The following is a 22,952-nucleotide window of genomic DNA, read 5'->3' on the forward strand; positions in this document are numbered from 1 at the left end:
CGCCGGGAATTGATCTCAATTAAGTTGCGAGCTTTTCTTTCGCAGCAGAGACAACAGCGTCCTTGGTGATGCCGAAGTGCTCATAAAGCTCCTTGTAGGGTGCGCTCGCGCCGAAACCGGTCATTCCGACAAACAGGCCATCATTGCCGACGAAACGGTCCCATCCCATGCGGATGCCCGCTTCCACGGCAATCTTGACCGGGCTGTCGCCGATGATGTCTGCCTTGTAGTCGTCCGATTGGGATTCGAACAGCTCGAAAGATGGAACAGAGACAACTCGCGTCGCAATACCATCTTCGGTCAACTCTTTATGAGCGTCGACGGCGATTTCGACTTCCGAACCCGACGCGAAGATAGTGACCGCTGGGCTGTCTTCACAGTCAATCAGCACATAGGCGCCTTTGGCACAAAGGTTGTCGTCTTCGAAAGTCTTGCGCTGAGAGGGGAGGTTCTGGCGGGTCAACGCCAGTACAGACGGTCCGGATCTGTCTTCAAGCGACAGTTGCCAGCATTCCAGCGTTTCGGTGATGTCGGCAGGCCGGTAGAACGTAAGGTTCGGGATCGCGCGCAAAGCCGCGAAGTGCTCCACCGGTTGGTGGGTCGGACCGTCTTCGCCAAGTCCGATGGAATCGTGCGTCATCACGTGGACAACCCGCTGGCCCATCAATGCTGCAAGCCGGATCGAGGGACGACAATAATCGGAGAAAATCAAAAAGCCGCCGGAATAAGGGATCAGGCCGCCGTGGAGCGCCATCCCGTTCATGGCCGCAGCCATGCCGTGTTCACGAATGCCGTAGTGAATGTAACGTCCGGAGAAATCGTCCGGTGTCACCGGGGCGGTCTGCGGCGTCTTGGTGTTATTCGACCCGGTCAGGTCAGCAGACCCACCAATCGTTTCCGGAACAACTTCGTTGATCACGCTCAGGACAGCTTCGGAAGCCTTGCGCGTTGCCATGGTCGGCTGTTCGTCTGCGAGCTTCTTCTTGTAGTCCAGAATGGCCTGGGTGAAGGTCGCCGGCAGATCGCCACGATACCGGCGGTCAAACTCGGCCCGCGTTTCCGCGTCCGCCTCGGCAAATCGCTTTTGCCAGTCCTTGTGCGCGTGAGCGGAGCGAAGTCCGGCAATCCGCCATGCATCCAAAACATCACTCGGAATGTCGAAGGGTTCATGCGGCCAGTTGAGAGCTTCCCGTGTCCCGACAATTTCTTCCGCACCGAGGGGTGAGCCGTGTGCCTTCTGTGACCCGGCCTTGGTAGGAGCGCCAAATCCGATTGTGGTTTTGGCAGCGATCAGGGTGGGGCGATCGCTTGCCTGGGCTTGGCGGATCACGGCGGCAAGAGCCTCCGGGTCATGACCATCGACACTCAACGTGTTCCAGCCAGACGCTGCAAATCTGGCCTGCTGGTCTGTCGAATCGGTAATTTCGACCTTACCGTCAATGGAAATGCCGTTGTCGTCCCAGATCACGATCAGCTTGTTCAGCTTCAGGTGACCTGCAAGTGTCAGCGCTTCCTGGCTGATACCTTCCATGAGGCAGCCGTCGCCGGCGAGAACGTATGTGTAGTGATCAACAAGGTCTTTGCCGAAACGCTCTTCCTGCAGGCGTTCTGCAATCGCCATTCCAACGGCATTGCCCAGCCCCTGGCCAAGCGGGCCGGTTGTCGTCTCGATGCCGGCACCATGACCATATTCGGGGTGACCGGCCGTGCGCGAGCCGAGCTGGCGGAAATTCTTGACTTCATCAAGCGTGAAGTCTTCGTAGCCGAGCAAATACAGCAGGCTGTACAGCAGCATGGACCCGTGACCGGCAGAAAGAACGAACCGATCACGGTCGGACCAGTCGGGTGCTGTCGGATCGAACTTCAGAAACTGGGTAAACAGAACGGTTGCGATATCGGCGGCCCCCATGGGCAGTCCGGGGTGACCGGATTTCGCCTTTTCCACGGCATCGATGGCAAGGAAGCGGATCGCATTTGCCATGCGCTGGTGCTTTTCAATATCGGTCATCGTCTTCCCGTTGCTTGCGTTGAAGCGCCATTGCCGGGGTTGGACCACCCGGCAAGGTGTGAATGAGGTACGTTGCTCAGAAGCTGACTATCGTCAATTTCGAACAGGCGCCAGACAAATATCAGGAACCGTCGGCGAGTCAACAAAGGCGAGCCAACGGAATCCCGGAAGAAATTTTCTTTTTGGGCGTTATAGAGTTGAGGATTCTGCCAATGGTGCCATTGACTGAGAGAAGTTGCGATGCCTAAGCTCGACGCCCTGAAAAAGATTTGCTTTTTCGCCGCGAAACATTCGCGTGAACGCAATGTCCGAAGTGTCATTGGACCTTGGGCGGGGCGGCAGCGAAAGCGTCAAATCTCCAGAATGTGCGTTTGAAAGGAACTGGCGGACCGCCGCAAAACACGTTGGGACAATGTAATAAATGGCGGATGTCGACTGTATGGAAAAGACCAGTCTCACCGACGCGGTAAAGCGCCTTGATTCAGCCGTCGGTCAGCTGGAGGCGGCTGTTCAGCGTCGAATGGACGCCGACAGATCGTTGAATGCCTTGCAGGATGATCTGCAAAGGCTTGGCGAAGACCGGTCTCAACTGGCTGCATCACTCGATGAAAGCGAAGCGCGAGCTTCTCGTTTGGAAGAAGCCAACAAGGACGTGTCCCGCCGGCTTGTTTCTGCGATGGAGACTATCCGCAGTGTTCTGGATGCGCATGGAGGCTGACTGAAAAATGGCGCAGATTACCGTCACAATTAACGGCAAAGCCTTCCGCATGGCTTGCGATGATGGTGAAGAGGAGCGTCTTCAGGGTCTCGCTGCGCGTTTCGACGGCTGGTTAGGTGAATTGAAGGGCGCATTCGGGGAAATCGGCGACCAGCGTCTGACTGTCATGGCCGGCATTATGGCAACCGACCAATTGTCGGAGCTTGAACGCAAGATAGTCAGGCTTGAAGCCGACCTGGAAGACGCCAAACGGCAGCAGGACGCGGCGCTCGACAATATGAGCCAGAATGAAGAAGAACTCTCCAGGGCGGTCAATACCGCTGCGGCAAGGATTGAGAGCCTTGCCGATGGCTTGAGCAAGAGCCTCAAAAATCCGGAAAACTCCTGAACAATGCCGGTTCATGCGGCGGCCCTTTGCATTCAGTCTTCAAATTCATTTGTATTGAATGTCCAGCCGCTCTGGTAATTGCCGGAGGTCGGGTCTATATGCCGTAGTCGCGGCTGCCCGATACGTCAGGAACATTATCCCCGGGGCCTTACGCATTCCTTCGGGAGCTGTCCCTGCGCTGGGCCGTGGTCCGTTGCATACGGCGCCCACCTACATTGTAGGTTCTCCGGGATTGCAGATCCAACGGTCGGACGGCTGCACATTTCTTTTCTCAATGCCCGGCTGAACTGGCCGGCCGCAGCGCTTGCGGCGGACCGGGACGAGACAGATTTGATCGCTTTGACTTAAGGGGCCATGGCAATTCATTCTTCCCTAGCCGAAAAAAAGAAATTGTTCGCAAGCAGGCACTCGCCCGCCGAAAGGCGATGAGCGAAATCGAACGGATCGAAAAGAGCCTCGCTCTGATTGATCATGTCGACGATTTGCCTCTCCCTGATGGGGCTGTTGTTTCTGGTTTCTGGCCGATCCGTGACGAGATAGATCTCAGACCGCTCATGGACATTTTGCGTCAAAAGGGTCATCCACTGTGTCTGCCGGCTATTGCCGAACCTCATCTTCAGTTTCGCAGACTTGAGCGTGGCTGCGAATTGGTGCCGGCAGGATTTGGGACGCTGGAACCAGCACCTTCTGCAGATGAAATGCGTCCGGATGTTATGCTCATGCCTTTGTCGGGCTTTGACAATGCCGGCAACCGTCTTGGCTATGGAAAGGGTCATTACGACACGGCAATCGCCGCCATCGAAAAGGAAAGCCCCCTCTTGTGTATCGGCGTGGCTTTTGCGGTTCAGGAGGTTGACCGCGTGCCCATTGAAGCGCATGACAAACCACTGAATGGGATTTTAACTGAAGTCGGATACCGGGCATTCAGCTGACTATAGGCCGCTGTCGCATGTCAGCTTTTGGACGCCTAGCGAGGTTACATGCGTATTTTGTTTCTGGGGGATCTTGTCGGCCGCTCCGGTCGTTCTGCTGTGATCGACAAATTGCCCGGGCTTGTAGAGGCCAATCAGCTCGACTTCGTCATTGTGAACGGTGAAAATGCGGCATCCGGTTTTGGGATTACCGAGGCAATTCTGCAAGATGTTCTGGACGCAGGTGCAGATGTTGTAACGACCGGCAATCACGTCTGGGACCAGCGGGATACACTTGTTTACATCGAGCGTCAGGATCGTCTGCTTCGGCCTGTGAACTTTCCTTCTGGCACGCCGGGCAGGGGAGCCCATCTCTATACGGCCCGAAATGGCGCGCAGGTGATGGTCGCCAATGTGATGGGCCGCGTCTATATGGATGCGCTTGATGACCCGTTTGCTGCGATGGAAAGGGTTGTAACTGACTGCCCGCTGGCTGAAGTTGCAGATGCGATCATTGTTGACATGCATGCCGAGGCAACCAGCGAAAAACAGGCTATGGGCCATTTCCTGGACGGGAGGGTCAGCCTTGTGGTTGGCACACATACCCATGTTCCAACTGCAGACCACCAGATCCTGGAGAACGGCACCGCCTATCTATCGGATGCCGGAATGTGCGGTGCTTATGACAGCGTGCTTGGAATGGACAAGGAAGAACCGGTCAATCGGTTCCAACGCAAGATACCTGGATCAAGGTTCGCGCCTGCAACGGGAGACGCCACCATCTGTGGCGTGGCAATAGAGACAAATGACCGGACAGGACTTGCCGAACGGATTGCCCCGATCCGGATCGGTGGGCGGTTAGAGCCGGTCCTGCCGCATTTCTGGTCCGATCCGGCCTGATGAGTGGTCGGGCGTTTCCGCGAGCTGGATTTTCGACCGCAACTTGCCTATAAGCGGGCGCAGTTTTCATCGACATCACCTTAAGAAGAACCGAGAAGAGCCATGGCAGGCCATTCAAAATTCAAGAACATCATGCACCGCAAGGGCCGCCAGGATGCGGCCCGCTCCAAGATGTTCTCCAAACTGTCCAAGGAAATCACCGTCGCGGCAAAGATGGGTGACCCTGATCCGGACTCCAATCCGCGCCTGCGTCTTGCCGTTCAGAACGCCAAGGCCCAGTCGATGCCCAAGGACAATATCCAGCGGGCGATCAACAAGTCGCAAACGGGTGATGGCGATAACTACGAAGAGATCCGTTACGAAGGATACGGACCCGCCGGGGTTGCCGTCGTTGTCGAAGCGCTGACGGACAATCGCAACCGTTCTGCTTCCAACGTCCGCTCCTATTTTACCAAATGTGGCGGCTCGCTTGGGGAAACCGGCTCGGTTTCCTTCATGTTCGATCGTGTTGGCGAGGTCATCTACAAGCCGGAAGCTGGTGAGGCCGATGCGGTTCTGGAGGCTGCGATCGAGGCGGGTGCTGAAGATGTTCAATCCGATGAAAGCGGTCACACGATCTATACCGCCTTTGAAGATCTGAACGATGTAGCCAAGGCGCTTGAAGATGCACTCGGCGAAGCGGATTCCACCAAGATTATCTGGAAACCGCAGAACCTGACGCCCGTCGATGTGGACAAGGCGCAAACGCTGATGAAACTCATCGACATGCTTGAAGACGATGACGATGTTCAAAATGTTTATTCGAACTTCGATGTTGATGAAGAAACCATGGCCGCGCTCGCGACCTGAGCGTGCGTGACGATGCTTTGCAAAACCCCGGCCTGGCCGGGGTTTTTCGTTTCAAAAGGCCGGTGCACTGCCGGCGTTGAGAATTGAAAGGTTTCGGAGTGTTCCAGATTTTCGAGTTGACCCAGGACGATCCCAAGACGCTGCAGGAACGCACCTTGAAGCTTTCCGAAGAGGCCGGTGAACTGGCTCAGGCTGTTTTGTCCGTCACCAAGGCCCCGGGTAGTGCCTACAAGAACCATTCCATTGAGGATGTGCGCGAAGAAGCGGTCGATGCAACAATCGTCGCTCTAAGCATTCTTGCGCAAGCATGTTCAAGCCGCTCAGAATTTGAGAGCGAGCTGGAACGGCTCATGAGCGAAAAATGCGGGAAGTGGCGAGAAAAGGTTCTGGAACAAGAAGCGTCAACGGAATAGTCCATCCAGCGCGGGCATGCTTGTCAAAGCAGCCAGGGCAATCAGGACATAGGCGACCTTCCGATAAAGGCTTGGGTTTGCCCATTTGAAGCCGCGCGTGCCAGCAAAGATCGCAAGAGCATAAACCGGAACCGCGACGACCAGCAGGTGAAGCACCTTGATGGTGAAAAACCCGTGCAGCATATAGGCGAAAAAGTCCCCACGCTTGCCAGCGAAAAGAAAACGATCAGATTGGCTCTGATGGTTTGAGGATTGGAAGAACTGGACAGCCACATGGCAACAACGGGTGGGGCTGACACTTGCGATACGCCTCCAAGAATGCCGGAGACGCCACCTGTTGCGAACGAAATCGCCGAATTAGGCTGCTTTCGGTAGCGCCAGCCCGAAATCAAAAGCAGCAGTAGCCCGGTCACGATGGCAAAGATGGTCCATCTCAAAACAAGAATGTCCGTATTGGCCAGAAGCCATGCGCCGAAGTGCACAAAAACAATTGCGCCGAAAACGGCGGGCAACACTGTGGACCATACGCACTGCCTGACGGCACGTACCAGAAGGGGCAGCGTCACGATGCTGTCTATGAAAAGGAAGGTCGCAGCTGCGGTGGCGGGCAGGATGACACTCGTTGCAACGGGGATGAAAATCATGCCCGCACCGAAACCTGCAAACCCGCGAACGCACCCGGCTACGAACAGAACTAGCGCCAGGAAGGCAAGCATCTCAGGTGTAAACGAGGTGAAAATTTCATCCATGCAATCTCTTTGGTGAGCGGCATCCATGCGATGGCGGTCGTTTGCCTCAAGCCGAAGGCCGTAAACGATCGACAAGGGCAGTGCCGGAGATGGACAACATATGCCGGCTACGCCTCTCTAGTCGGGTTTTGGACAGGCTTTAGGTTGGTAAGCTCCGCTTCTGCTGGCGTCAACGAAGAAGTTTTGTTACCGATTTGTTCCATGACACATGCGATTCGATTGCTGGGGATCGACCCGGGACTGCGGCGCACCGGTTGGGGCATGATCGAGGCGGCGGGTAACAGGCTGTCCTTCATTGCTTCCGGCACGGTGACTTCAAACAACAAGAAAAGCCTGGCCGAGCGTCTCGTGGAGTTGCATGACGGGCTCTCCGAGGTTGTTCGGCAGCACGAGCCGCAAGAAGCTGCCGTTGAGCATACATTTGTAAACAAGGATGCCGGGGCGACGCTGAAGCTTGGCCAAGCCCGTGGCGTGGCACTGTTGGTTCCCTCGCTTGCAGGGTTGGCGGTCGCAGAATACGCGCCCAATCTTGTGAAGAAGACCGTGGTTGGAACAGGACACGCTGAGAAAGAACAGATCCGGGCAATGGTCAAGGTGCTGATGCCCCGTGCGACGTTCAACTCGGACGATGCGGCAGATGCGCTTGCGATTGCCATCTGCCACGCACAGCATCGGGCCAACAGCGCAGCACGCCTTGCGGCGATGGGGGCGGTATGATCGGAAAGCTGAAAGGGACCGTCGACAGTTACGGGGAAGATCATGTGATCCTCGACGTGCACGGTGTCGGCTACCAGGTTCACTGCCCTTCACGCATTCTTCAGGGCTTGCCGAGAACCGGAGAAGCGGCGGTACTGTTCATTGAAACCATGGTGCGTGAGGACATGATCCGATTGTTCGGTTTCGCTCAAGAAGCGGAGCGGGAATGGTTCAGGATCCTGATGACCGTTCAAGGCGTCGGGGCAAAGGTTGCGCTCGGTATCTTGGGTATCTTGAAAGCCAGTGAAGTGGCCAATGCCATAGCGCTTGGCGACAAGGCGACGATCTCGCGCGCGCCAGGTGTCGGCAAACGTGTCGCTGAGCGCATCCTGACCGAACTCAAGGACAAGGCACCAGGATTGGCAACCGTCGATCAAGGAACGATTGCCGTTTCGCAGGATGTGGCAGACAATGTTGCAGCCCGTCCGGTTGCCGAAGCCGTCTCCGCGCTCACAAATCTCGGTTACCCTCAGCCACAGGCAAGTGCGGCTGTTGCCAAGGCAATGCAGTCCGCAGGTGAAGATGCATCTACGGAAAAGCTGATCCGCCTCGGTTTGAAGGAATTGTCCGCATGATAGCGTTCACTTATGCCGTCATTGCCATAACATTCATTGTTCTGGGGATCGGCGGTATCATGTATCTGGACCACCGTTTCTCGCTGTCTGTCGGCGATCGTCCATTTGCGATCAAGGGGCGCCGTATCGAAACGGACGATCCGTTTGTGCGAAGCCAGTTCAAGAAATTCTATGCGATCAGGGTGGCATATTCCCTGTTTCTCCTGGTGATGCTGTTTGTGGTCGTTAGCCATGTCGGATGACGAACGCATTGTGACACCGGAAATCCGCGGCGATGAGATCGACAGCACCATGCGTCCGCAGGCATTGGACGAGTTTGTTGGCCAGGCCCAGGCGCGTGCCAATCTGAAAGTTTTCATTGGTGCGGCCAAGGCACGTGGAGAGGCGCTTGATCATGTGCTTTTCGTCGGGCCGCCCGGCCTCGGCAAGACAACGCTGGCCCAGATCATGGCGCGTGAGCTTGGAGTGAATTTTCGGGCAACATCCGGTCCGGTTATTGCCAAAGCAGGCGATCTTGCAGCTCTGCTCACCAATCTGGAAGAGCGGGACGTGCTCTTCATCGACGAGATCCACCGGCTCAACCCTGCGGTTGAGGAAGTGCTTTATCCGGCAATGGAGGATTACCAGCTCGATCTGATCATCGGTGAAGGGCCGGCGGCGCGATCGGTGAAGATCGACCTGGCAAAATTCACTCTTGTTGCCGCGACAACGCGGCTTGGCCTCCTGACAACACCGCTGCGTGACCGGTTCGGTATTCCCGTGCGTCTGCAATTCTATACGGTCGCGGAACTTGAACATATCGTCAAACGGGGCGCATCGATCCTTCAGATCGGCATGGCCGAAGACGGTGCACGCGAAATTGCAAAGCGGTCTCGCGGTACGCCGCGTATTGCAGGCCGGCTGCTTCGCCGCGTGCGGGACTTTGCCGTCTTCGAAGGCACGGAAAGAGTTGATCGTGCGCTCGCCGACAAGGCGTTGCGTCAGCTGGAGGTCGACCAAGCAGGGCTGGACAGTCTTGACCGGCGCTACCTCAATCAGATTGCCGTCAATTTCGGCGGTGGGCCCGTTGGGATCGAGACCATTGCGGCAGCTTTGTCGGAGCCAAGGGACGCTATTGAGGAGATTGTCGAACCATATCTGATTCAGAATGGTTTCCTGCAGCGAACACCGCGCGGGCGCGTTCTGACACCCATGGCATTCGAGCATCTCGGACTGGCTGCGCCGTCCCGGCCGAACGCTCCGCAAATGGGTTTGTTTCAGGACCCGGACTAGTTTTACGTGTGATTTTGAAAGTCAACTTATAGGTAATTTTATCGAACTAGCTCGACTTTGATTAAACATTTATTGGCGAATCTCAACCTATGATCCCCCAAATTTGTGGGGGAATCATGCGTAAGCGGCTTTCATCAAAACTTGCTCTTATGTTTCTGGCTGGCGCTCTGACCATGTGCGTCGCCATTGTTACCGTTACGTCCATGTTGTCCAGGGACGTTGCCAACGGACAGGCGGACAACGGGCTGGAAAGTGCCACCAAGGCAAAGCAGAAAGTGCTTGAAATGGCACTGGACCAGGTCACGTACAGCGCGAAGTTCTTCGTGTCTCTTGAAGAGGCCAAGGACAGCCTGATGAAGACCCTGGTGGGTTGGAAAAACTTGAAAGAGGGTCAGAACGAGACGCTCCGCAAGATTTTCGTCACAGACAATCCGCATCCAGCTCACGAGCGTCATCTGCTGGTCGAGCCGGCAGAATCCAACTACTACGTGAACAATCACAAGGTGGTGCATCCGATTTATCAGGATGTTATCGGCCAAGGCCTGTTCTCTGATGCTGCGCTTGCCAACCCGGACGGCTTCATCACCTACACTTATGGCAAGGGTGAGGAATTCGCCCATCACGTGGATGCTGCCGATATCCAGGGTCATCCTGTCCAGGCCGCATTCGGCAAACTGTTTGCCGCCGCAAAGGACGAAACCCTTGCCGGTGGGCAAATCTATTCGTCTGGGTTTGTCACCGGCGAAGATGGCACCGTGTCGCTGGTGCTTGCAGCACCTGTCTTCTATCTCGACCGTTTCTTTGGCGCTGTTGCCTTCTCTGCGAATATGCAGGCGCTGGCATCGCTGTTGAATGAACCGACAGGACTTGCAGACAGCGAACGCTTCTTCCTGGTGGATGTTGCCGGAAAGGCTATCCAGCTGGACAATGCCGGTAAGGCAGAAGCCGTTCACATGCTGAGCGAAATTTCCGCGGGCGACCGTCTGATCAAACTGGACGGCAATGATTATCGTTTTGCTGAAGCCACCAACACCTATCAGGGAACGGTCTATGGTGTTGTGGATGCCGTTCAGCAGACTGAACTGTCCGCTGCTGCTGACCGGATCACATACGGCGCCGTCATTTCAGGATTTGCCTGCCTCGTGCCGATCGTCCTTCTGATCTGGTGGATCACGCGCCGCATGTTCTCTCCCATGGAGCGGCTATCGGTTGCGGCCCGCAAGATTGCGGATGGTGATCTGGAGGTGGCTGTCGAAGCAACCGAGCGTCATGATGAAATCGGTCGCATGGCGCGCTGCATCGAAGTGTTCAAGGACAATTCCGTTGAGCGCGAACGCATGGCGTCGGAACGCAAGGTTGGCCATATCGCCCGTGAAAAGCGCGAGAAGCTGATCGATTCCCTGATCGGCGACTTCCGGGCGGAATCCCAGGCCGTACTGGAACTGGTTGAAACCAACATTGCTCGGGTCGAGGATGTTTCCTCGCAGCTCAGTCAGCGGTCTGCATCCGCCTCTGAGCAGGGTGAAGCCGCGGTGACGACGTCTGAAAACGCATCGTCCAATGTGCAGGCCGTTGCTTCTGCAACCGAAGAGCTGAATGCTTCGATCTCGGAGATTTCCCGTCAGGTGGAAACAACGGCTTCGATAGTCAGCCAGACAACGACCGCCGCCCAGAGCTCCAATTCGAAAATCTCTGGTCTCGCGGAAGCTGCCAACAAGATTGGCGACGTCGTGTCGCTGATTTCAGAGATTGCCGAACAGACCAATCTATTGGCCCTGAACGCGACGATTGAGGCCGCACGTGCCGGAGATGCCGGCAAGGGCTTTGCGGTTGTTGCCTCGGAAGTAAAGTCGCTTGCCGGTCAAACGGCAAAGGCAACCGAAGAGATTTCGGCGCAGATCGCTGCGATCCAGGCGTCGACCACCGAAGCGGTGGAAGAAATCGCCCGGGTCTCGGAATCGGTAGAGGAAGTCAATTCCTATACAACAACCATTTCCGATGCTGTTCAGCAGCAGGGCTCGGCAACGGGTGAGATTTCCCGAAACGTGGCTGAAGCCGCAGATGGCACACGCAGTGTCGCGTCGACAGTTGCATCGCTGAATGAAGGGGTTTCAGAAAACTCCTTGGCGGTCGATGATATGTTGACGGCAACTATCGAAATGAAACAGCAAGCCGAGCAACTTCGTGCCTCGGTGGAGAAATTCCTCTCCGAGGTTGCGGCGGCCTGACGTCGAACCTAGGTAAGTGTTCAAGGCAATGGAGGCCTCCCGGTCAGATGACCGGGGGCTTTTTTTAAGTGTCATGAAGGGGTGTGGATGTGACGGATTGGCCCGACCTTGCCGGCCGCCTGGAAGAAGGCGGTCATGTGCTTCCGGTACGCGTCTACTATGAAGACACTGATTTTACCGGGATCGTGTATCACGGGGCTTATGTACGCTTCTTCGAACGTGCACGGTCAGATTTTCTTCGTCTCGTGGGAATTCATCATGCCGAACTGGCAAAGGGCGTCCATGGCGTGTCTCTTGCGTTCGCAGTGCGGACCATGACACTCGACTTCCAAAGGCCCGCAAGGATCGACGATGTGCTGGAAGTGCACACGAGTATCGCAGAATACAGGGGCGCTCGATTGAAGCTGGACCAATTGATCCACAGAGGTGACGAATTGTTGATCTCGGCGGCCGTGACGGTTGCAATCGTCACGAGTGAAGGCAAGCCAACCCGCTTACCCGTTGCTTTGGCAGAAAAACTTCAACGTCATCTGCCGGATGAAACCTTCACTGGGTGATCGACTTGAGTGTGGTCTTGCGGGAACAGAAACCCTTACAAAGCAAAATACTTACAAAACAAATCGCTTCGTTAATCTTGCATTTACCTTAATTGATTCCTTTAGAAAGGGGCTTAAAGGTTGGAAAAGTCCCAGTTTTGACAAATTCAAACGTCAGAGAGGCGACTGGTTATTCGAGCTGGTTGTCTGATTCCGGTTCTCTGCTGTGGCTGCCGGTTCTTTTAAAGCGCAACAGCGTCAGACGGCCTAGAGGTCTAAGGAATAAATGGAAACACTCGTCCAATCCACTTTGGCAGCACCAGAACACGAGCTGTCGTTTTTTGCGTTGTTCTGGCAGGCGCATATCGTCGTCAAGATTGTCATGATCGGGTTGCTCGCTGCGTCGGTATGGTGCTGGGCGATCATAGTCGACAAGATTCTGCTGATTGGCCGCACACGGCGCCAGATGACACGGTTTGAAACGGTCTTCTGGTCAGGTCAGTCGCTTGAAGAGCTTTACAACACGCTCCACAACCGTGTGAACCATTCCATGGCTGCATTGTTCGTTGCCGCCATGAGGGAATGGAAGCGCAGTCATGAAGGCCAGCGGCCGGCCATCGGTAGCCTGCAGCAACGCATTGACAGGGTTATGGACGTCACCATTCAGCGTGAAGCGGAGCGGCTGGAGAACAGGTTGCTGATCCTGGCAACGGTCGGGTCATCTGCTCCCTTTATCGGACTGTTCGGCACCGTCTGGGGTATCATGACCGCCTTTCAGGCGATCGCAGCTTCCGAAAGCACCAATCTCGCTGTCGTGGCGCCGGGTATTGCCGAAGCTCTTTTTGCAACTGCGCTCGGATTGCTTGCCGCAATTCCGGCCGTGATTGCCTTCAACAAATTCAATTCCGACGTTGGCAAGGCAGTTGCCCGGATGGAAGGTTTTGCGGATGAATTCTCCGCGATCCTTTCACGCCAGATCGACGAGAGAGGCTAAGGCATGGCCATGCAGGTCGGATCCGCAGAAGAAGGTGGAGGGCGCAGAGGGCGTCGCCGCCGTCGGCACGCGCCCATGAGCGAAATCAACGTGACGCCCTTCGTCGACGTCATGCTGGTGCTTCTTATCATCTTCATGGTTGCCGCTCCGCTCCTGACGGTCGGCGTTCCCATTGACCTGCCGGAGACCCGCGCCAAGGCGCTGGAAGGTGACACGGAACCGATAACGATTTCGGTCAATTCGGCGGGTGAGATTTTCATTCAGGACACACCGATTGCCATCGACGAAATCGTGCCCAAACTCGAGGCGATTGCGGAAAACGGATACGAGGAGCGCATATATGTGCGCGGAGATCAGGACGCCGATTACGGCACCATGATGCAACTCATGGGCCGGATCAATGCGGCTGGGTTTAAACGGCTCGGCCTTGTCACTCTGGAAGAACGGGACTCGTAACGCGTCATGCGCGCAGGTCTCATCGCGTCATTAGCCGGTCACTCGGCCATTCTTTTCTGGGGCTTGTTGGCCTTTCCGGACGCGGAGAGTTTTTCTGTTCCACAGGTCGAATCCCTGCCGGTCGACCTGATACCCGTTGAAGAATTTACCCGACTTCGCATTGGTGAGCGAACTGCCGAGGTCCGCGACGTGGCTGCAACTCAGCCGTCTGAAACCGAGGTGGAAGAGCCGCCACAACCGACTGACAGACCAGGTGAGAGCCAGGTCGAGCAGCCGACACCGCCGACGCCGTCACCCGCACCGACACCTGCTCCGGAACCTCAGCCCGTTGCTGATCCTGAACCTGAACCAGAGCCGGAACCCGTCGCTGCACCCGAACCTGCGCCTGCGCCTCCACCTGAGCCTGCTGCCGATCCGGAACCGGCACCTGAACCAGCCCCGCAGCAGGAAGCAGCCCCTGCGCCACAACCGATCGTCACCAGCGTTGCTCCCCGCACCAAGCCTGCGCCGCCGCGCAGGACGCAGGAGCCGCCGAGAGAAGACCTCAACACTGAAGAAATAGCGGTGCTGTTGAACAAGGTTGAACCTGAGAGACAGCAAGGAAACGCTTCGCAGGAACCAGCATCGCTGGGTTCGCGCAATGGTGCTCAGAATGTGCGCATGTCCCAGTCCGAACTGGATGCCCTGCGCGGTCAGGTGGCTGCCTGCTGGAACCCGCCTGTCGGTGCTGTCGGTGCCGAAGAGCTCAAAGTCAGAGTACAATTCAACCTGTCGCAGGATGGTCAGGTTTCAGGGAACCCACGGGTGCTCAATTCGAACGGGAACCCGGCCTTCGGAGCGGCCGCAAGCAGCGCTGTACGCGCAGTCATGCGCTGTCAGCCTTATTCTCTTCCAATTGCCAAGTATGACGCTTGGCAGGAAGTGATTATCAATTTTGACCCGAGAGAGATGATCATCGGGGGATAGTCCGGAGATCCGGACAATGTTGGTGAGGGAGCGATATTGCTCATGCGTGGAATGTTGAAACGTCTTTCTGATCTCGTTGGCCACAAGGTCCCGGGGCTCGCATTGGTCGCCGCAGTCCTGATGACGCTGGCTCCTCAACCCGCGTCCGCATTGGTCGAGATTGATATCACGCAGGGCAATATCGAGCCGCTTCCCATTGCCTTGCCGTCCTTTTCCGCCGATGGCGGGGACAGCAAACTGGCTGCTGATATGACCAGCATCATTGCAGCGGATCTCAAACGTTCAGGGCTTTTCAACCCTCTGGACCCGGCAAGTTTCATCCAAAAAAACATGAGCGTGAATTCCACGCCACGCTTTGGCGACTGGCGTCAGATCAGTGCTCAGGCCCTGGTGACCGGCACGGTGATCAAACAGCCGGACGGTCGGCTCCGCGCCGAATTCCGTCTGTGGGATGTGTTTGCTGCCGAGCAAATGCTCGGACAGCAGTTTTACACGACCCCTGAAAACTGGCGGCGTCTGGCGCATATCATTGCGGACGCGATTTATGAGCGCCTGACTGGCGAAAAAGGCTACTTCGACACGCGGATTGTCTATGTCGATGAAACCGGGCCTAAGGACAAACGGATCAAGCGTCTAGCCATCATGGATCAGGATGGCGCCAATGTGCGGTACCTGACCCGGGGTGACGATCTGGTTCTGACCCCGCGCTTCTCGCCGACGAGCCAGGAAATCACCTACATGTCTTATGGCGGTGCTGACCCAAGTGTCTATTTGCTCAACATCGAAACAGGCCAGAGAGAGATTGTCGGCAATTTTCCGGGAATGACGTTTGCGCCGCGGTTTTCTCCTGATGGTCAAAACGTGATCATGAGCCTGCAGCAGGGCGGCAATGCCAACATCTTCCAAATGGATCTGCGGTCCCGCCGAACGACGCGCCTGACCAATACGGCGGCCATCGACACAAGCCCGTCTTATTCGCCCGACGGCCGCCGCATCGTGTTTGAATCCGATCGCGGGGGGACACAGCAACTTTATGTCATGGGTGCGAATGGCGGAAACGCGCAGCGCATCTCTTTTGGACCCGGCCGCTATTCAACACCTGTTTGGTCACCTCGCGGTGATTTGATCGCATTTACCAAGCAGCATCAGGGACGGTTCATGATCGGTGTTATGCGTCCGGATGGAAAAGGTGAGCGTATCCTCACCGAGGGCTACCACAACGAAGGGCCGGCATGGTCACCAAACGGCCGTGTTCTGGTGTTCTTCCGCGACACGCCGGGCGCGAATGGCGGTCCGCAAGTCTGGACCGTTGATCTGACGGGCTACAATGAGCTGAGACTGGATACGCCTGCCTTCGCTTCGGACCCGTCATGGTCGCCTCTCATAGACTAAACAACAGCAAAGTCTCTTCAGCGTTCGTGTTAAGTTGCGATTAACCATGTTTGCAAAGAGGCTTTTAACCAGCTTTGACTAGAAAGCGTTTACCAAGAACCGGGAGACCCGGGAGTCGGGCTGGGGATTAGGAGACAGGAATGTTCAAACGAGAATACGCCGGTCAGAGCGCGCGATGGATCGTGATCTGTTTCGCCGTTCTTTTCGCGGCCGCATGTGCCCAGACCAAACCGGACGGGCTTTCAAGCAATGTGAAACCGGGAACCGGCCAGGATTTTGTCGTGAATGTCGGCGACCGCGTGTTTTTTGAAGAAGACCAGTCGGTGCTGAACTCGCAAGGTCAGGCTACGCTTGCCAATCAGGCCAAGTGGCTCAATCGCTATTCCCAATACACCATCACGGTGGAAGGGCACGCGGATGAGCGTGGTACGCGGCAGTACAATATTGCGCTGGGTGCAAGACGTGCGCAGGCCGCGCGCGACTACCTTGTCGGCCAGGGGGTGAGCGCGTCGCGGATCAAAACCATTTCATACGGCAAGGAACGCCCTGTTGCGGTCTGTAACGACAACAGTTGCTGGTCGCAGAACCGTCGCGCGGTGACCGTGTTGAACAACGCGACCAATTGATCGGACTGTAAAGTACAAGAAAAAGCCGGACCACGTGTCCGGCTTTTTTCGTATTTGACGGACTGAAACAGATTTCTCCCTGCCGATACCACGGCCCGTCAAACTTTAGCCGAAGTCCGGGCGCTCTGTGCACTTGAGTAAAGAGCGGGGCATGTTAAGACAACATGCGCGAGGAACTGTACTGCAAACGAAATCAGTCTGATGAAAAGACTTGACGACGGATGCTAACAGATCCCAACCCGGAGGAGCGAATGCGACATATGAAGGGCTTGGCAGGTTTCCTTTTGGCGATGGTTGTCATCGCAACTGCCACACCGTCCGAAGCACAGTTGTTCGGTCGGCGGAATGACGAATCGGCTGTCAGAATCAGCCAGCTGGAAGACCGGATCAGGGTTTTGACCGGCCAGCTGGAACAAATGTCTTTTCAGATGCGGGAATTGCAGGATCAGATCCGCCGCATGCAGGAAGACAATGAATACCGTTTTCAGCAGTTGGAAGGCGGAACACCTGGCAAACGCTCGCAATTCGTGCCTCAGGGAGCTCCGGGCAGCACTGCCCCGGGGCTAGCTGCGGACGGATCGCCGAGAACAGGCACTCTGGCTGCCCCTAACGGCCGTGCGGCGGCACTGCCGGCTGATGGTTCCGGAGATGGCAACTGGGATCAGTCAGGCGGCTACGAGGGCAACGGGTTGTCGACTGATGGGCCGATTGATCTGTCAGCTCTTGCCAATGGTGGCCTTGATGGTTTGAACGGCCTTGGTGACGACTTGTCGACACCGGGGCCCGGGTTGGCGACTGATGACGATCAAATCGCTTCGGTTATTGGTAGCGGTGATCCGAACACCGACTACAATCAGGCCTATTCGCTGGCCGTGAACGGTGACTATCGGGGCGCGGAACAAGGGTTTCGCAATTTTCTTGAAAATTACCCCAACAGCGACCTGACCGCACAGGCACAGTACTGGCTTGGGGAAAGCCTTCTGGCGCAGCAGAATTACCGCGAAGCAGCTGACGCATTTCTGAAGACCTATACAGATCATCCGGGCAACTCGAAAAGCCCGGATAGTTTGCTGAAACTTGGTGTTTCCCTGCGCGGTCTCGGTGAAGCCGAAGCTGCCTGTGCAACGTTTTCAGAACTTTTGAACAAATACCCGAACGCTGCTTCGGCGGTTTTGACACAGGCGCGGGACGAGCGCAGCCGTGCACAATGTTCCTGACGGACCGGTTGAGCTGCAAGGGCTCCCGGTCGAAGACGTCGATCTCCTTTTTTCAAAACTGAATTCTTTTTCAAGCCTCGCACTTGCTGTATCCGGCGGCGCGGACTCGCTTTGCCTCATGGTGCTGTTTGATGAATGGCGTCAAAGGACTGGCTGGTCCGGATCCTCGGAAGTGGTGATTGTCGACCACGGATTGCGGTCCGAGAGCGCGGAAGAGGCCTCTTTTGTTGTCCAGGAAGCTGGGAAAAGGGGTTTGCCCGCGACTGTGCTGCGTTGGGTTGGAGCCAAACCCTTGGCCAATATTCAGGAAGAGGCACGTGTTGCGCGCTACCAACTTATTGCAAGCCGTCTGTCTGATACCGGCGCTCAGGCGCTGTTGCTGGGCCATCATCTTGACGATCAGGCAGAGACGTTTTTGGATCGTTTGACCCGAGGCAGCGGTATATCCGGATTAAGTGCCATGGCTGCTGACGAGCCGGATGGCCCGGAGGGACTGCGGCTTTTGCGTCCGTTTTTAAGTGTACGAAAGGCGCAGCTGGAAGCTAGCCTCAGGAAACGTGGACTGAGCTGGTGCTCAGATCCTTCCAACGGAGATGAGAAATACAAGAGAAGCCGGTTGCGGCGCATTTTGGGACTGTTGGAAACAGAAGGTTTGACGCCGGAGCGGATTTCTCAAACCAGTTTGCATGTTCGTCGAGCGCGCCAGGCGTTGGAAGTGTCCGTGCAGGAAATTGCCGAACGTCTTTTCGTTGAGCATCCCGCAGGGCCGGTCAAATTGCGTTTGCCTGCCTTTCGAGCTTTGGAGCAAGAGTTTCGGCTGCGGCTCTTGGGGTTGTTGCTGGATCGGGTCAGCGGACGGCAGATCAAGCGCAGGTTTTCAAGCCTTCAGGCGCTGGACAGTGGTCTGATGACGAAGGAAACGTTTCGGCAAACCCTGTCGGGGTGCCAGTTGGGGGCCAGCGAGCAGACAATCTGGTGTTGGCGAGAACCCGGTCGAAAAGTCCCCGCAACACTCGCTCCCTTTGTGGGGGGCGGTATCTGGGACAATCGATTTCGGTATAAAGCACCGGAAGCAAGCGAACGGGCTGGTTTTCAAGAGGGCCTTTTTCTTGGGCCTCTTTGCAAAGCGCCGATCGCCAGAAGTACAATTTTTTGGCCGGATGGCTGGCCTCGTGAGGCTTTTGACTGTTCGCCCGTTATCTGGACAGGCAAGGGAATTGGACTAAATCACGCTGCCAGTGTCAGTTTTGAGACTGTCAATTCCGACAGGTGTGAGGATTTGGAATTGGAGCGGCTGCCAAAACGAGTTAAATTGCCGGGTAACCATTTCGACGAAGATGCCGAAAACGGGGAAATCTAGAGTTTTCCCCACTCGCAACATCTGATAGACGTCCTGGCTTAACAAAATAGTCAGTTCATCTGCGCAACTATGGCGCACCGCCTTGGCAGAGGGCTTTGGGCGACCTATCTTCGCTGGAAGAGAAATAACCGCGTGCAGATAAGTCGCGTCGGGCGGTTAAGGGAACAAAATGAACGCACATTTTCGCAACTTCGCTCTTTGGGTGATCATCGCCCTGCTTTTGATCGCATTGTTCCAGCTGTTTCAGAGTCCTGCGCAACAAGGCGCAACGAATGACATTGCTTATTCAGACTTCATGAAACAGGTCGACAATGGTGAGGTCAGATCCGTTGTCATTCAGGAACAGAAGATCACCGGCAACTACAATAGTGGTGGTGCCTTCCAGACCTATGCACCCGACGGTGCGCAGTATGTCGACGAACTCCGTGGAAAGGGCGTGTTGATCAAGGCAACGCCACCTGCGGAAAGTTCACCGCTGCTTGGCGCACTGTTCTCGTGGCTGCCCATGCTGATTATACTGGGTATCTGGATATTCGTGATGCGCCAGATGCAAGGGTCCGGCGGCAAGGCAATGGGCTTTGGCAAATCCAAAGCCAAGCTGCTGACCGAAGCCCATGGCCGTGTGACGTTTGAAGACGTCGCAGGTATCGATGAAGCCAAGGAAGACCTTCAGGAGATCGTTGAGTTCCTGCGCGACCCGCAGAAGTTCCAGCGTCTCGGCGGCCGCATCCCACGCGGCGTGTTGCTGGTTGGCCCTCCGGGTACCGGTAAGACGCTGACGGCGCGAGCAGTTGCAGGTGAAGCGAACGTTCCTTTCTTCACCATTTCCGGTTCCGACTTCGTGGAAATGTTCGTTGGTGTGGGTGCATCCCGTGTTCGCGACATGTTTGAACAGGCGAAGAAGAACGCGCCCTGCATCATCTTCATCGACGAAATCGATGCTGTCGGCCGTCATCGCGGTGCCGGCCTTGGCGGCGGCAATGATGAACGTGAGCAGACGCTCAACCAGTTGCTGGTCGAAATGGATGGATTTGAGCCAAATGAAGGCATCATTATCATCGCAGCGACCAACCGCCCCGATGTTCTTGATCCGGCGCTGTTGCGTCCGGGCCGTTTTGATCGTCAGATCGTTGTCCCGAACCCTGACATCACCGGCCGTGAGAAGATCCTGAAAGTGCATATGCGCAAAGTGCCTCTGGCTCCGGATGTCGATGTGCGGACACTCGCACGTGGAACGCCCGGGTTCTCGGGTGCGGATTTGATGAACCTCGTCAACGAAGCCGCTCTTCTTGCCGCCCGGCGTTCGAAGCGTCTGGTGACGATGGCTGAATTCGAGGATGCCAAAGACAAGGTCATGATGGGCGCAGAGCGCCGTACACTGGTCATGACTGAGGAAGAAAAGAAACTGACCGCTTATCACGAAGCGGGCCATGCGCTGGTCGCGCTGCATCAGGAAGCGTCTGATCCTATCCACAAGGCAACAATCATCCCGCGCGGTCGCGCGCTCGGTATGGTGATGCGTTTGCCGGAAAAAGATCAGGTGTCCCTGACACGCGCCAAGTGTAAGGCTGACCTTGCTGTGGCCATGGGCGGACGTGTGGCCGAAGAAATGATCTTTGGCTACGAGAAAGTCACTTCCGGCGCAACTGGCGACATCCAGATGGCAACCAAGCTGGCGCGTGCAATGGCGACCCAGTTCGGCATGTCGGACAAGCTCGGCCCGCTGCTTTATGGTGAAAATCAGGAAGAAGTTTTCCTTGGACACTCGGTCGCCAAGAACCAGAGCGTTTCTGACGAGACCCAGAAGATCGTGGATGCAGAAATCAAATCCTTCGTAAATCAAGGATATGAGACAGCAAACAAGATCCTTGGAGACCATGAGGACCAGCTTCACACGATCGCCAAAGGGCTCCTGGAGTATGAGACCTTGTCCGGTGACGAGATCAAGGATCTCTTGGACGGGAAGCCGCCGGTTCGCGATACGGATGACGATCAGCCCGTTGGCCGGTCATCCGCTGTACCGACCGCGGGAGCGAAGCGCGGTGGAGACGAGGCGAGTGGTGGCATGGAGCCTCAACCGCAGTCCTGATCCGTCAAACAGAGATCGCAAGTCGAGAATGCCCGGCATCGCCGGGCATTTTTCATTTAGACGTTCCGAAGACTTGTTAGTGATTAGTAACAATTGCTCACATATTTTGAAGCGCAGACGTTCCTGATTGCGTTACAAGGAACGCCAAACAAATAGTCAGACAGGCATGATTGATGCGTAAATTCTTTGGCACCGATGGTATTCGCGGCCAGGCCAATTGTTATCCCATGACCGCAGAAATGGCCTTGAAAGTCGGTATGGCCGCCGGTCTCGTTTTCAGAAACGGCGGACACCGGCATCGTGTGGTCATCGGCAAGGACACCCGCCTTTCCGGGTATATGATCGAAAATGCTCTTGTTGCCGGATTTACCTCGGTTGGCATGGATGTCTTTCTGCTTGGCCCAATGCCGACACCATCGGTGGCGATGCTGACGAGATCACTCAGAACCGACCTTGGGGTCATGATTTCTGCCTCGCACAATCCTTTCCAGGACAACGGCATCAAGTTTTTCGGGCCGGACGGATTCAAGCTGAGTGATGGCATAGAGAAGGATATCGAGGCTCTCGTTGAAAGCGATCTGACCTCTCGCCTTGCCGGCATGCGCGATCTTGGCCGCGCGAAACGAATTGATGGCGCACAGCAGCGCTATATCGAATTTGCAAAGCGCACTTTGCCAAGGGAAATGAACCTTGAAGGCCTTCGGGTCGTGATTGATTGCGCAAATGGAGCCGCCTACAAAGTGGCACCGGAGGCGTTGTGGGAACTGGGAGCAGATGTCATTTCCATGGGTGTTACGCCGGACGGGTTTAACATCAATCAGGATTGCGGTTCCACTTCGCCACAAGCACTCTCGCGCAAGGTTCACGAAGTGCGGGCGGATATCGGGATCGCGCTCGATGGCGACGCGGATCGCGTGATCATTGTCGATGAAAACGGGACGGTTGTTGATGGCGACCAGCTCATGGCTCTGGTGGCTCAGTCCTGGCAGGCCAACAACCGGCTGTCAGCGCCCGGGATCGTGGCGACTGTCATGTCCAACCTTGGGCTGGAACGCTACCTGGAAGATCTTGGTTTGGGGCTCGCACGAACAAAGGTGGGAGACCGCTATGTGGTCGAACACATGCGGGCCAACGGTTACAATGTCGGCGGTGAACAATCAGGTCACATTGTCTTATCCGATTTCGCCACAACGGGCGACGGCCTGATCGCTGCACTTCAGGTGTTGGCCTGTGTCAAGGATCAGAACAAGCCGGTTTCGGAAGTCTGCCGAAGGTTCGAGCCGGTGCCTCAGATCCTAAAGAATGTCCGCTACAAGGGGGGCACTCCTCTGGAACAAGATAAGGTGAAAACGGCGATTGAGGATGGAGAGGCGAGACTTGGAAAAACCGGTCGTCTTGTCATTCGTGCATCCGGGACGGAGCCCTTGATCAGGGTGATGGCGGAAGGGGATGATGCTGATCTCGTAAACCAAGTAGTCAATGACATTGCCGGTGTGGTTGCTTCGGCTGCGGCCTGAAGATCATCTTATGTTTATTTTCTGTATTCAAG

23 protein-coding genes and 1 other RNA gene are annotated in these 22,952 nt (G+C 56.0%); 22 read left to right on the top strand and 2 right to left on the bottom strand.

From position 1 onward, the window contains the following. Positions 1-19 precede the first annotated feature (19 nt). Positions 20-2,008 (bottom strand): transketolase, encoded by a 1,989-nt coding sequence (gene tkt / locus ACZ1HV_RS19560; protein WP_298819909.1) that lies wholly within the window; start codon positions 2,006-2,008, stop codon positions 20-22. 421 nt (positions 2,009-2,429) lie between these two features. On the opposite strand from tkt, the gene ACZ1HV_RS19565 reads away from it, so the two are divergent. From ACZ1HV_RS19565 to ACZ1HV_RS19595, 7 genes are all read left to right on the top strand, one after another. After that, positions 2,430-2,726, top strand: a complete 297-nt coding sequence (locus ACZ1HV_RS19565) for a DUF4164 domain-containing protein (protein ID WP_298819911.1) — start codon at positions 2,430-2,432, stop codon at positions 2,724-2,726. A 7-nt stretch (positions 2,727-2,733) separates the two neighbouring features. After that, complete coding sequence (locus ACZ1HV_RS19570) at positions 2,734-3,114, top strand: cell division protein ZapA (protein ID WP_472716057.1); 381 nt, start codon at positions 2,734-2,736, stop codon at positions 3,112-3,114. A gap of 107 nt (positions 3,115-3,221) precedes the next feature. Further along, positions 3,222-3,376: non-coding RNA, 6S RNA (gene ssrS, locus ACZ1HV_RS19575), on the top strand. Positions 3,377-3,539: 163 nt separating this feature from the next. Beyond that, positions 3,540-4,046, top strand: coding sequence for a 5-formyltetrahydrofolate cyclo-ligase (locus ACZ1HV_RS19580; protein WP_472716058.1), 507 nt, complete (start codon positions 3,540-3,542; stop codon positions 4,044-4,046). A 48-nt stretch (positions 4,047-4,094) separates the two neighbouring features. Continuing rightward, the gene (locus ACZ1HV_RS19585; protein WP_298961001.1) at positions 4,095-4,925 is read left to right on the top strand and encodes a TIGR00282 family metallophosphoesterase; all 831 of its coding nucleotides are present in this window, start codon (positions 4,095-4,097) and stop codon (positions 4,923-4,925) included. Positions 4,926-5,027: 102 nt separating this feature from the next. Further along, positions 5,028-5,774, top strand: coding sequence for a YebC/PmpR family DNA-binding transcriptional regulator (locus ACZ1HV_RS19590; protein WP_298819919.1), 747 nt, complete (start codon positions 5,028-5,030; stop codon positions 5,772-5,774). 98 nt (positions 5,775-5,872) lie between these two features. Next, positions 5,873-6,187 (top strand): MazG-like family protein, encoded by a 315-nt coding sequence (locus tag ACZ1HV_RS19595; protein WP_472716059.1) that lies wholly within the window; start codon positions 5,873-5,875, stop codon positions 6,185-6,187. Positions 6,188-6,228: 41 nt separating this feature from the next. On the opposite strand, the gene ACZ1HV_RS19600 is transcribed toward ACZ1HV_RS19595, so the two are convergent. Beyond that, positions 6,229-6,936, bottom strand: coding sequence for a TSUP family transporter (locus ACZ1HV_RS19600; protein WP_472716060.1), 708 nt, complete (start codon positions 6,934-6,936; stop codon positions 6,229-6,231). A 201-nt stretch (positions 6,937-7,137) separates the two neighbouring features. On the opposite strand from ACZ1HV_RS19600, the gene ruvC reads away from it, so the two are divergent. The 15 genes from ruvC to glmM all read left to right on the top strand — a co-directional run bounded on the left by ruvC (position 7,138) and on the right by glmM (position 22,920). Continuing rightward, complete coding sequence (ruvC, locus tag ACZ1HV_RS19605) at positions 7,138-7,653, top strand: crossover junction endodeoxyribonuclease RuvC (RefSeq protein WP_298819924.1); 516 nt, start codon at positions 7,138-7,140, stop codon at positions 7,651-7,653. Next, positions 7,650-8,267, top strand: coding sequence for a Holliday junction branch migration protein RuvA (ruvA, locus tag ACZ1HV_RS19610; RefSeq protein ID WP_298819925.1), 618 nt, complete (start codon positions 7,650-7,652; stop codon positions 8,265-8,267). The genes ruvC and ruvA overlap by 4 nt, the downstream gene beginning before the upstream one ends. Beyond that, positions 8,264-8,509: an endonuclease gene (locus ACZ1HV_RS19615; protein ID WP_298819926.1), complete on the top strand. Its 246-nt coding sequence runs from the start codon at positions 8,264-8,266 to the stop codon at positions 8,507-8,509. Before ruvA ends, ACZ1HV_RS19615 begins: the two co-directional genes overlap by 4 nt. Next, complete coding sequence (gene ruvB / locus ACZ1HV_RS19620) at positions 8,499-9,539, top strand: Holliday junction branch migration DNA helicase RuvB (protein WP_298819928.1); 1,041 nt, start codon at positions 8,499-8,501, stop codon at positions 9,537-9,539. The genes ACZ1HV_RS19615 and ruvB overlap by 11 nt, the downstream gene beginning before the upstream one ends. A 116-nt stretch (positions 9,540-9,655) precedes the next feature. Beyond that, positions 9,656-11,767 carry a methyl-accepting chemotaxis protein gene (locus tag ACZ1HV_RS19625; RefSeq protein ID WP_298961015.1) on the top strand — a complete coding sequence of 704 codons (2,112 nt, stop codon included), beginning with the start codon at positions 9,656-9,658 and terminating at the stop codon, positions 11,765-11,767. Positions 11,768-11,856: 89 nt separating this feature from the next. After that, a complete protein-coding gene (gene ybgC, locus ACZ1HV_RS19630; protein ID WP_472716061.1) occupies positions 11,857-12,324 on the top strand; it encodes a tol-pal system-associated acyl-CoA thioesterase in 468 nt (155 codons plus the stop codon). A gap of 265 nt (positions 12,325-12,589) precedes the next feature. After that, positions 12,590-13,297 (top strand): protein TolQ, encoded by a 708-nt coding sequence (tolQ, locus tag ACZ1HV_RS19635; protein ID WP_298819936.1) that lies wholly within the window; start codon positions 12,590-12,592, stop codon positions 13,295-13,297. 3 nt (positions 13,298-13,300) lie between these two features. After that, entirely contained in the window at positions 13,301-13,753 is a 453-nt protein-coding gene (gene tolR / locus ACZ1HV_RS19640; protein ID WP_152499922.1) for a protein TolR, read from the top strand. Between the two features lie 6 nt (positions 13,754-13,759). Beyond that, a complete protein-coding gene (locus ACZ1HV_RS19645) occupies positions 13,760-14,719 on the top strand; it encodes a cell envelope biogenesis protein TolA (protein WP_472716062.1) in 960 nt (319 codons plus the stop codon). A gap of 120 nt (positions 14,720-14,839) precedes the next feature. Further along, complete coding sequence (gene tolB / locus ACZ1HV_RS19650; RefSeq protein ID WP_298820177.1) at positions 14,840-16,111, top strand: Tol-Pal system beta propeller repeat protein TolB; 1,272 nt, start codon at positions 14,840-14,842, stop codon at positions 16,109-16,111. A gap of 140 nt (positions 16,112-16,251) precedes the next feature. Next, complete coding sequence (pal, locus tag ACZ1HV_RS19655; protein WP_298819942.1) at positions 16,252-16,737, top strand: peptidoglycan-associated lipoprotein Pal; 486 nt, start codon at positions 16,252-16,254, stop codon at positions 16,735-16,737. 251 nt (positions 16,738-16,988) lie between these two features. Further along, positions 16,989-17,954 carry a tol-pal system protein YbgF gene (gene ybgF, locus ACZ1HV_RS19660; RefSeq protein ID WP_472716063.1) on the top strand — a complete coding sequence of 322 codons (966 nt, stop codon included), beginning with the start codon at positions 16,989-16,991 and terminating at the stop codon, positions 17,952-17,954. Beyond that, entirely contained in the window at positions 17,938-19,314 is a 1,377-nt protein-coding gene (gene tilS / locus ACZ1HV_RS19665; RefSeq protein ID WP_472716064.1) for a tRNA lysidine(34) synthetase TilS, read from the top strand. The genes ybgF and tilS overlap by 17 nt, the downstream gene beginning before the upstream one ends. 169 nt (positions 19,315-19,483) lie before the next feature. Beyond that, the gene (gene ftsH / locus ACZ1HV_RS19670; RefSeq protein WP_298819949.1) at positions 19,484-21,403 is read left to right on the top strand and encodes an ATP-dependent zinc metalloprotease FtsH; all 1,920 of its coding nucleotides are present in this window, start codon (positions 19,484-19,486) and stop codon (positions 21,401-21,403) included. A gap of 173 nt (positions 21,404-21,576) precedes the next feature. Continuing rightward, positions 21,577-22,920 carry a phosphoglucosamine mutase gene (glmM, locus tag ACZ1HV_RS19675; protein WP_472716065.1) on the top strand — a complete coding sequence of 448 codons (1,344 nt, stop codon included), beginning with the start codon at positions 21,577-21,579 and terminating at the stop codon, positions 22,918-22,920. Positions 22,921-22,952: the final 32 nt, after the last annotated feature.

It is taken from the genome of Roseibium sp. JB4-4 (assembly GCF_055693425.1).

What these genes read in the sequence shown, in the direction of transcription:
- ruvB (WP_298819928.1), top strand. Translation starts at nt 8,499, where the DNA reads ATGTCGGATGACGAACGCATTGTGACACCGGAAATCCGCGGCGATGAG.
- ACZ1HV_RS19585 (WP_298961001.1), top strand. Translation starts at nt 4,095, where the DNA reads ATGCGTATTTTGTTTCTGGGGGATCTTGTCGGCCGCTCCGGTCGTTCT.
- ruvA (WP_298819925.1), top strand. Translation starts at nt 7,650, where the DNA reads ATGATCGGAAAGCTGAAAGGGACCGTCGACAGTTACGGGGAAGATCAT.
- tolB (WP_298820177.1), top strand. Translation starts at nt 14,840, where the DNA reads ATGACGCTGGCTCCTCAACCCGCGTCCGCATTGGTCGAGATTGATATC.
- ACZ1HV_RS19570 (WP_472716057.1), top strand. Translation starts at nt 2,734, where the DNA reads ATGGCGCAGATTACCGTCACAATTAACGGCAAAGCCTTCCGCATGGCT.
- ybgF (WP_472716063.1), top strand. Translation starts at nt 16,989, where the DNA reads ATGCGACATATGAAGGGCTTGGCAGGTTTCCTTTTGGCGATGGTTGTC.
- tolQ (WP_298819936.1), top strand. Translation starts at nt 12,590, where the DNA reads ATGGAAACACTCGTCCAATCCACTTTGGCAGCACCAGAACACGAGCTG.
- ACZ1HV_RS19625 (WP_298961015.1), top strand. Translation starts at nt 9,656, where the DNA reads ATGCGTAAGCGGCTTTCATCAAAACTTGCTCTTATGTTTCTGGCTGGC.
- ACZ1HV_RS19565 (WP_298819911.1), top strand. Translation starts at nt 2,430, where the DNA reads ATGGCGGATGTCGACTGTATGGAAAAGACCAGTCTCACCGACGCGGTA.
- ACZ1HV_RS19590 (WP_298819919.1), top strand. Translation starts at nt 5,028, where the DNA reads ATGGCAGGCCATTCAAAATTCAAGAACATCATGCACCGCAAGGGCCGC.
- tolR (WP_152499922.1), top strand. Translation starts at nt 13,301, where the DNA reads ATGGCCATGCAGGTCGGATCCGCAGAAGAAGGTGGAGGGCGCAGAGGG.
- pal (WP_298819942.1), top strand. Translation starts at nt 16,252, where the DNA reads ATGTTCAAACGAGAATACGCCGGTCAGAGCGCGCGATGGATCGTGATC.
- ACZ1HV_RS19645 (WP_472716062.1), top strand. Translation starts at nt 13,760, where the DNA reads ATGCGCGCAGGTCTCATCGCGTCATTAGCCGGTCACTCGGCCATTCTT.
- ruvC (WP_298819924.1), top strand. Translation starts at nt 7,138, where the DNA reads ATGACACATGCGATTCGATTGCTGGGGATCGACCCGGGACTGCGGCGC.
- ftsH (WP_298819949.1), top strand. Translation starts at nt 19,484, where the DNA reads ATGAACGCACATTTTCGCAACTTCGCTCTTTGGGTGATCATCGCCCTG.
- ACZ1HV_RS19600 (WP_472716060.1), bottom strand. Translation starts at nt 6,936, where the DNA reads ATGGATGAAATTTTCACCTCGTTTACACCTGAGATGCTTGCCTTCCTG.
- ACZ1HV_RS19580 (WP_472716058.1), top strand. Translation starts at nt 3,540, where the DNA reads ATGAGCGAAATCGAACGGATCGAAAAGAGCCTCGCTCTGATTGATCAT.
- ACZ1HV_RS19615 (WP_298819926.1), top strand. Translation starts at nt 8,264, where the DNA reads ATGATAGCGTTCACTTATGCCGTCATTGCCATAACATTCATTGTTCTG.
- tkt (WP_298819909.1), bottom strand. Translation starts at nt 2,008, where the DNA reads ATGACCGATATTGAAAAGCACCAGCGCATGGCAAATGCGATCCGCTTC.
- glmM (WP_472716065.1), top strand. Translation starts at nt 21,577, where the DNA reads ATGCGTAAATTCTTTGGCACCGATGGTATTCGCGGCCAGGCCAATTGT.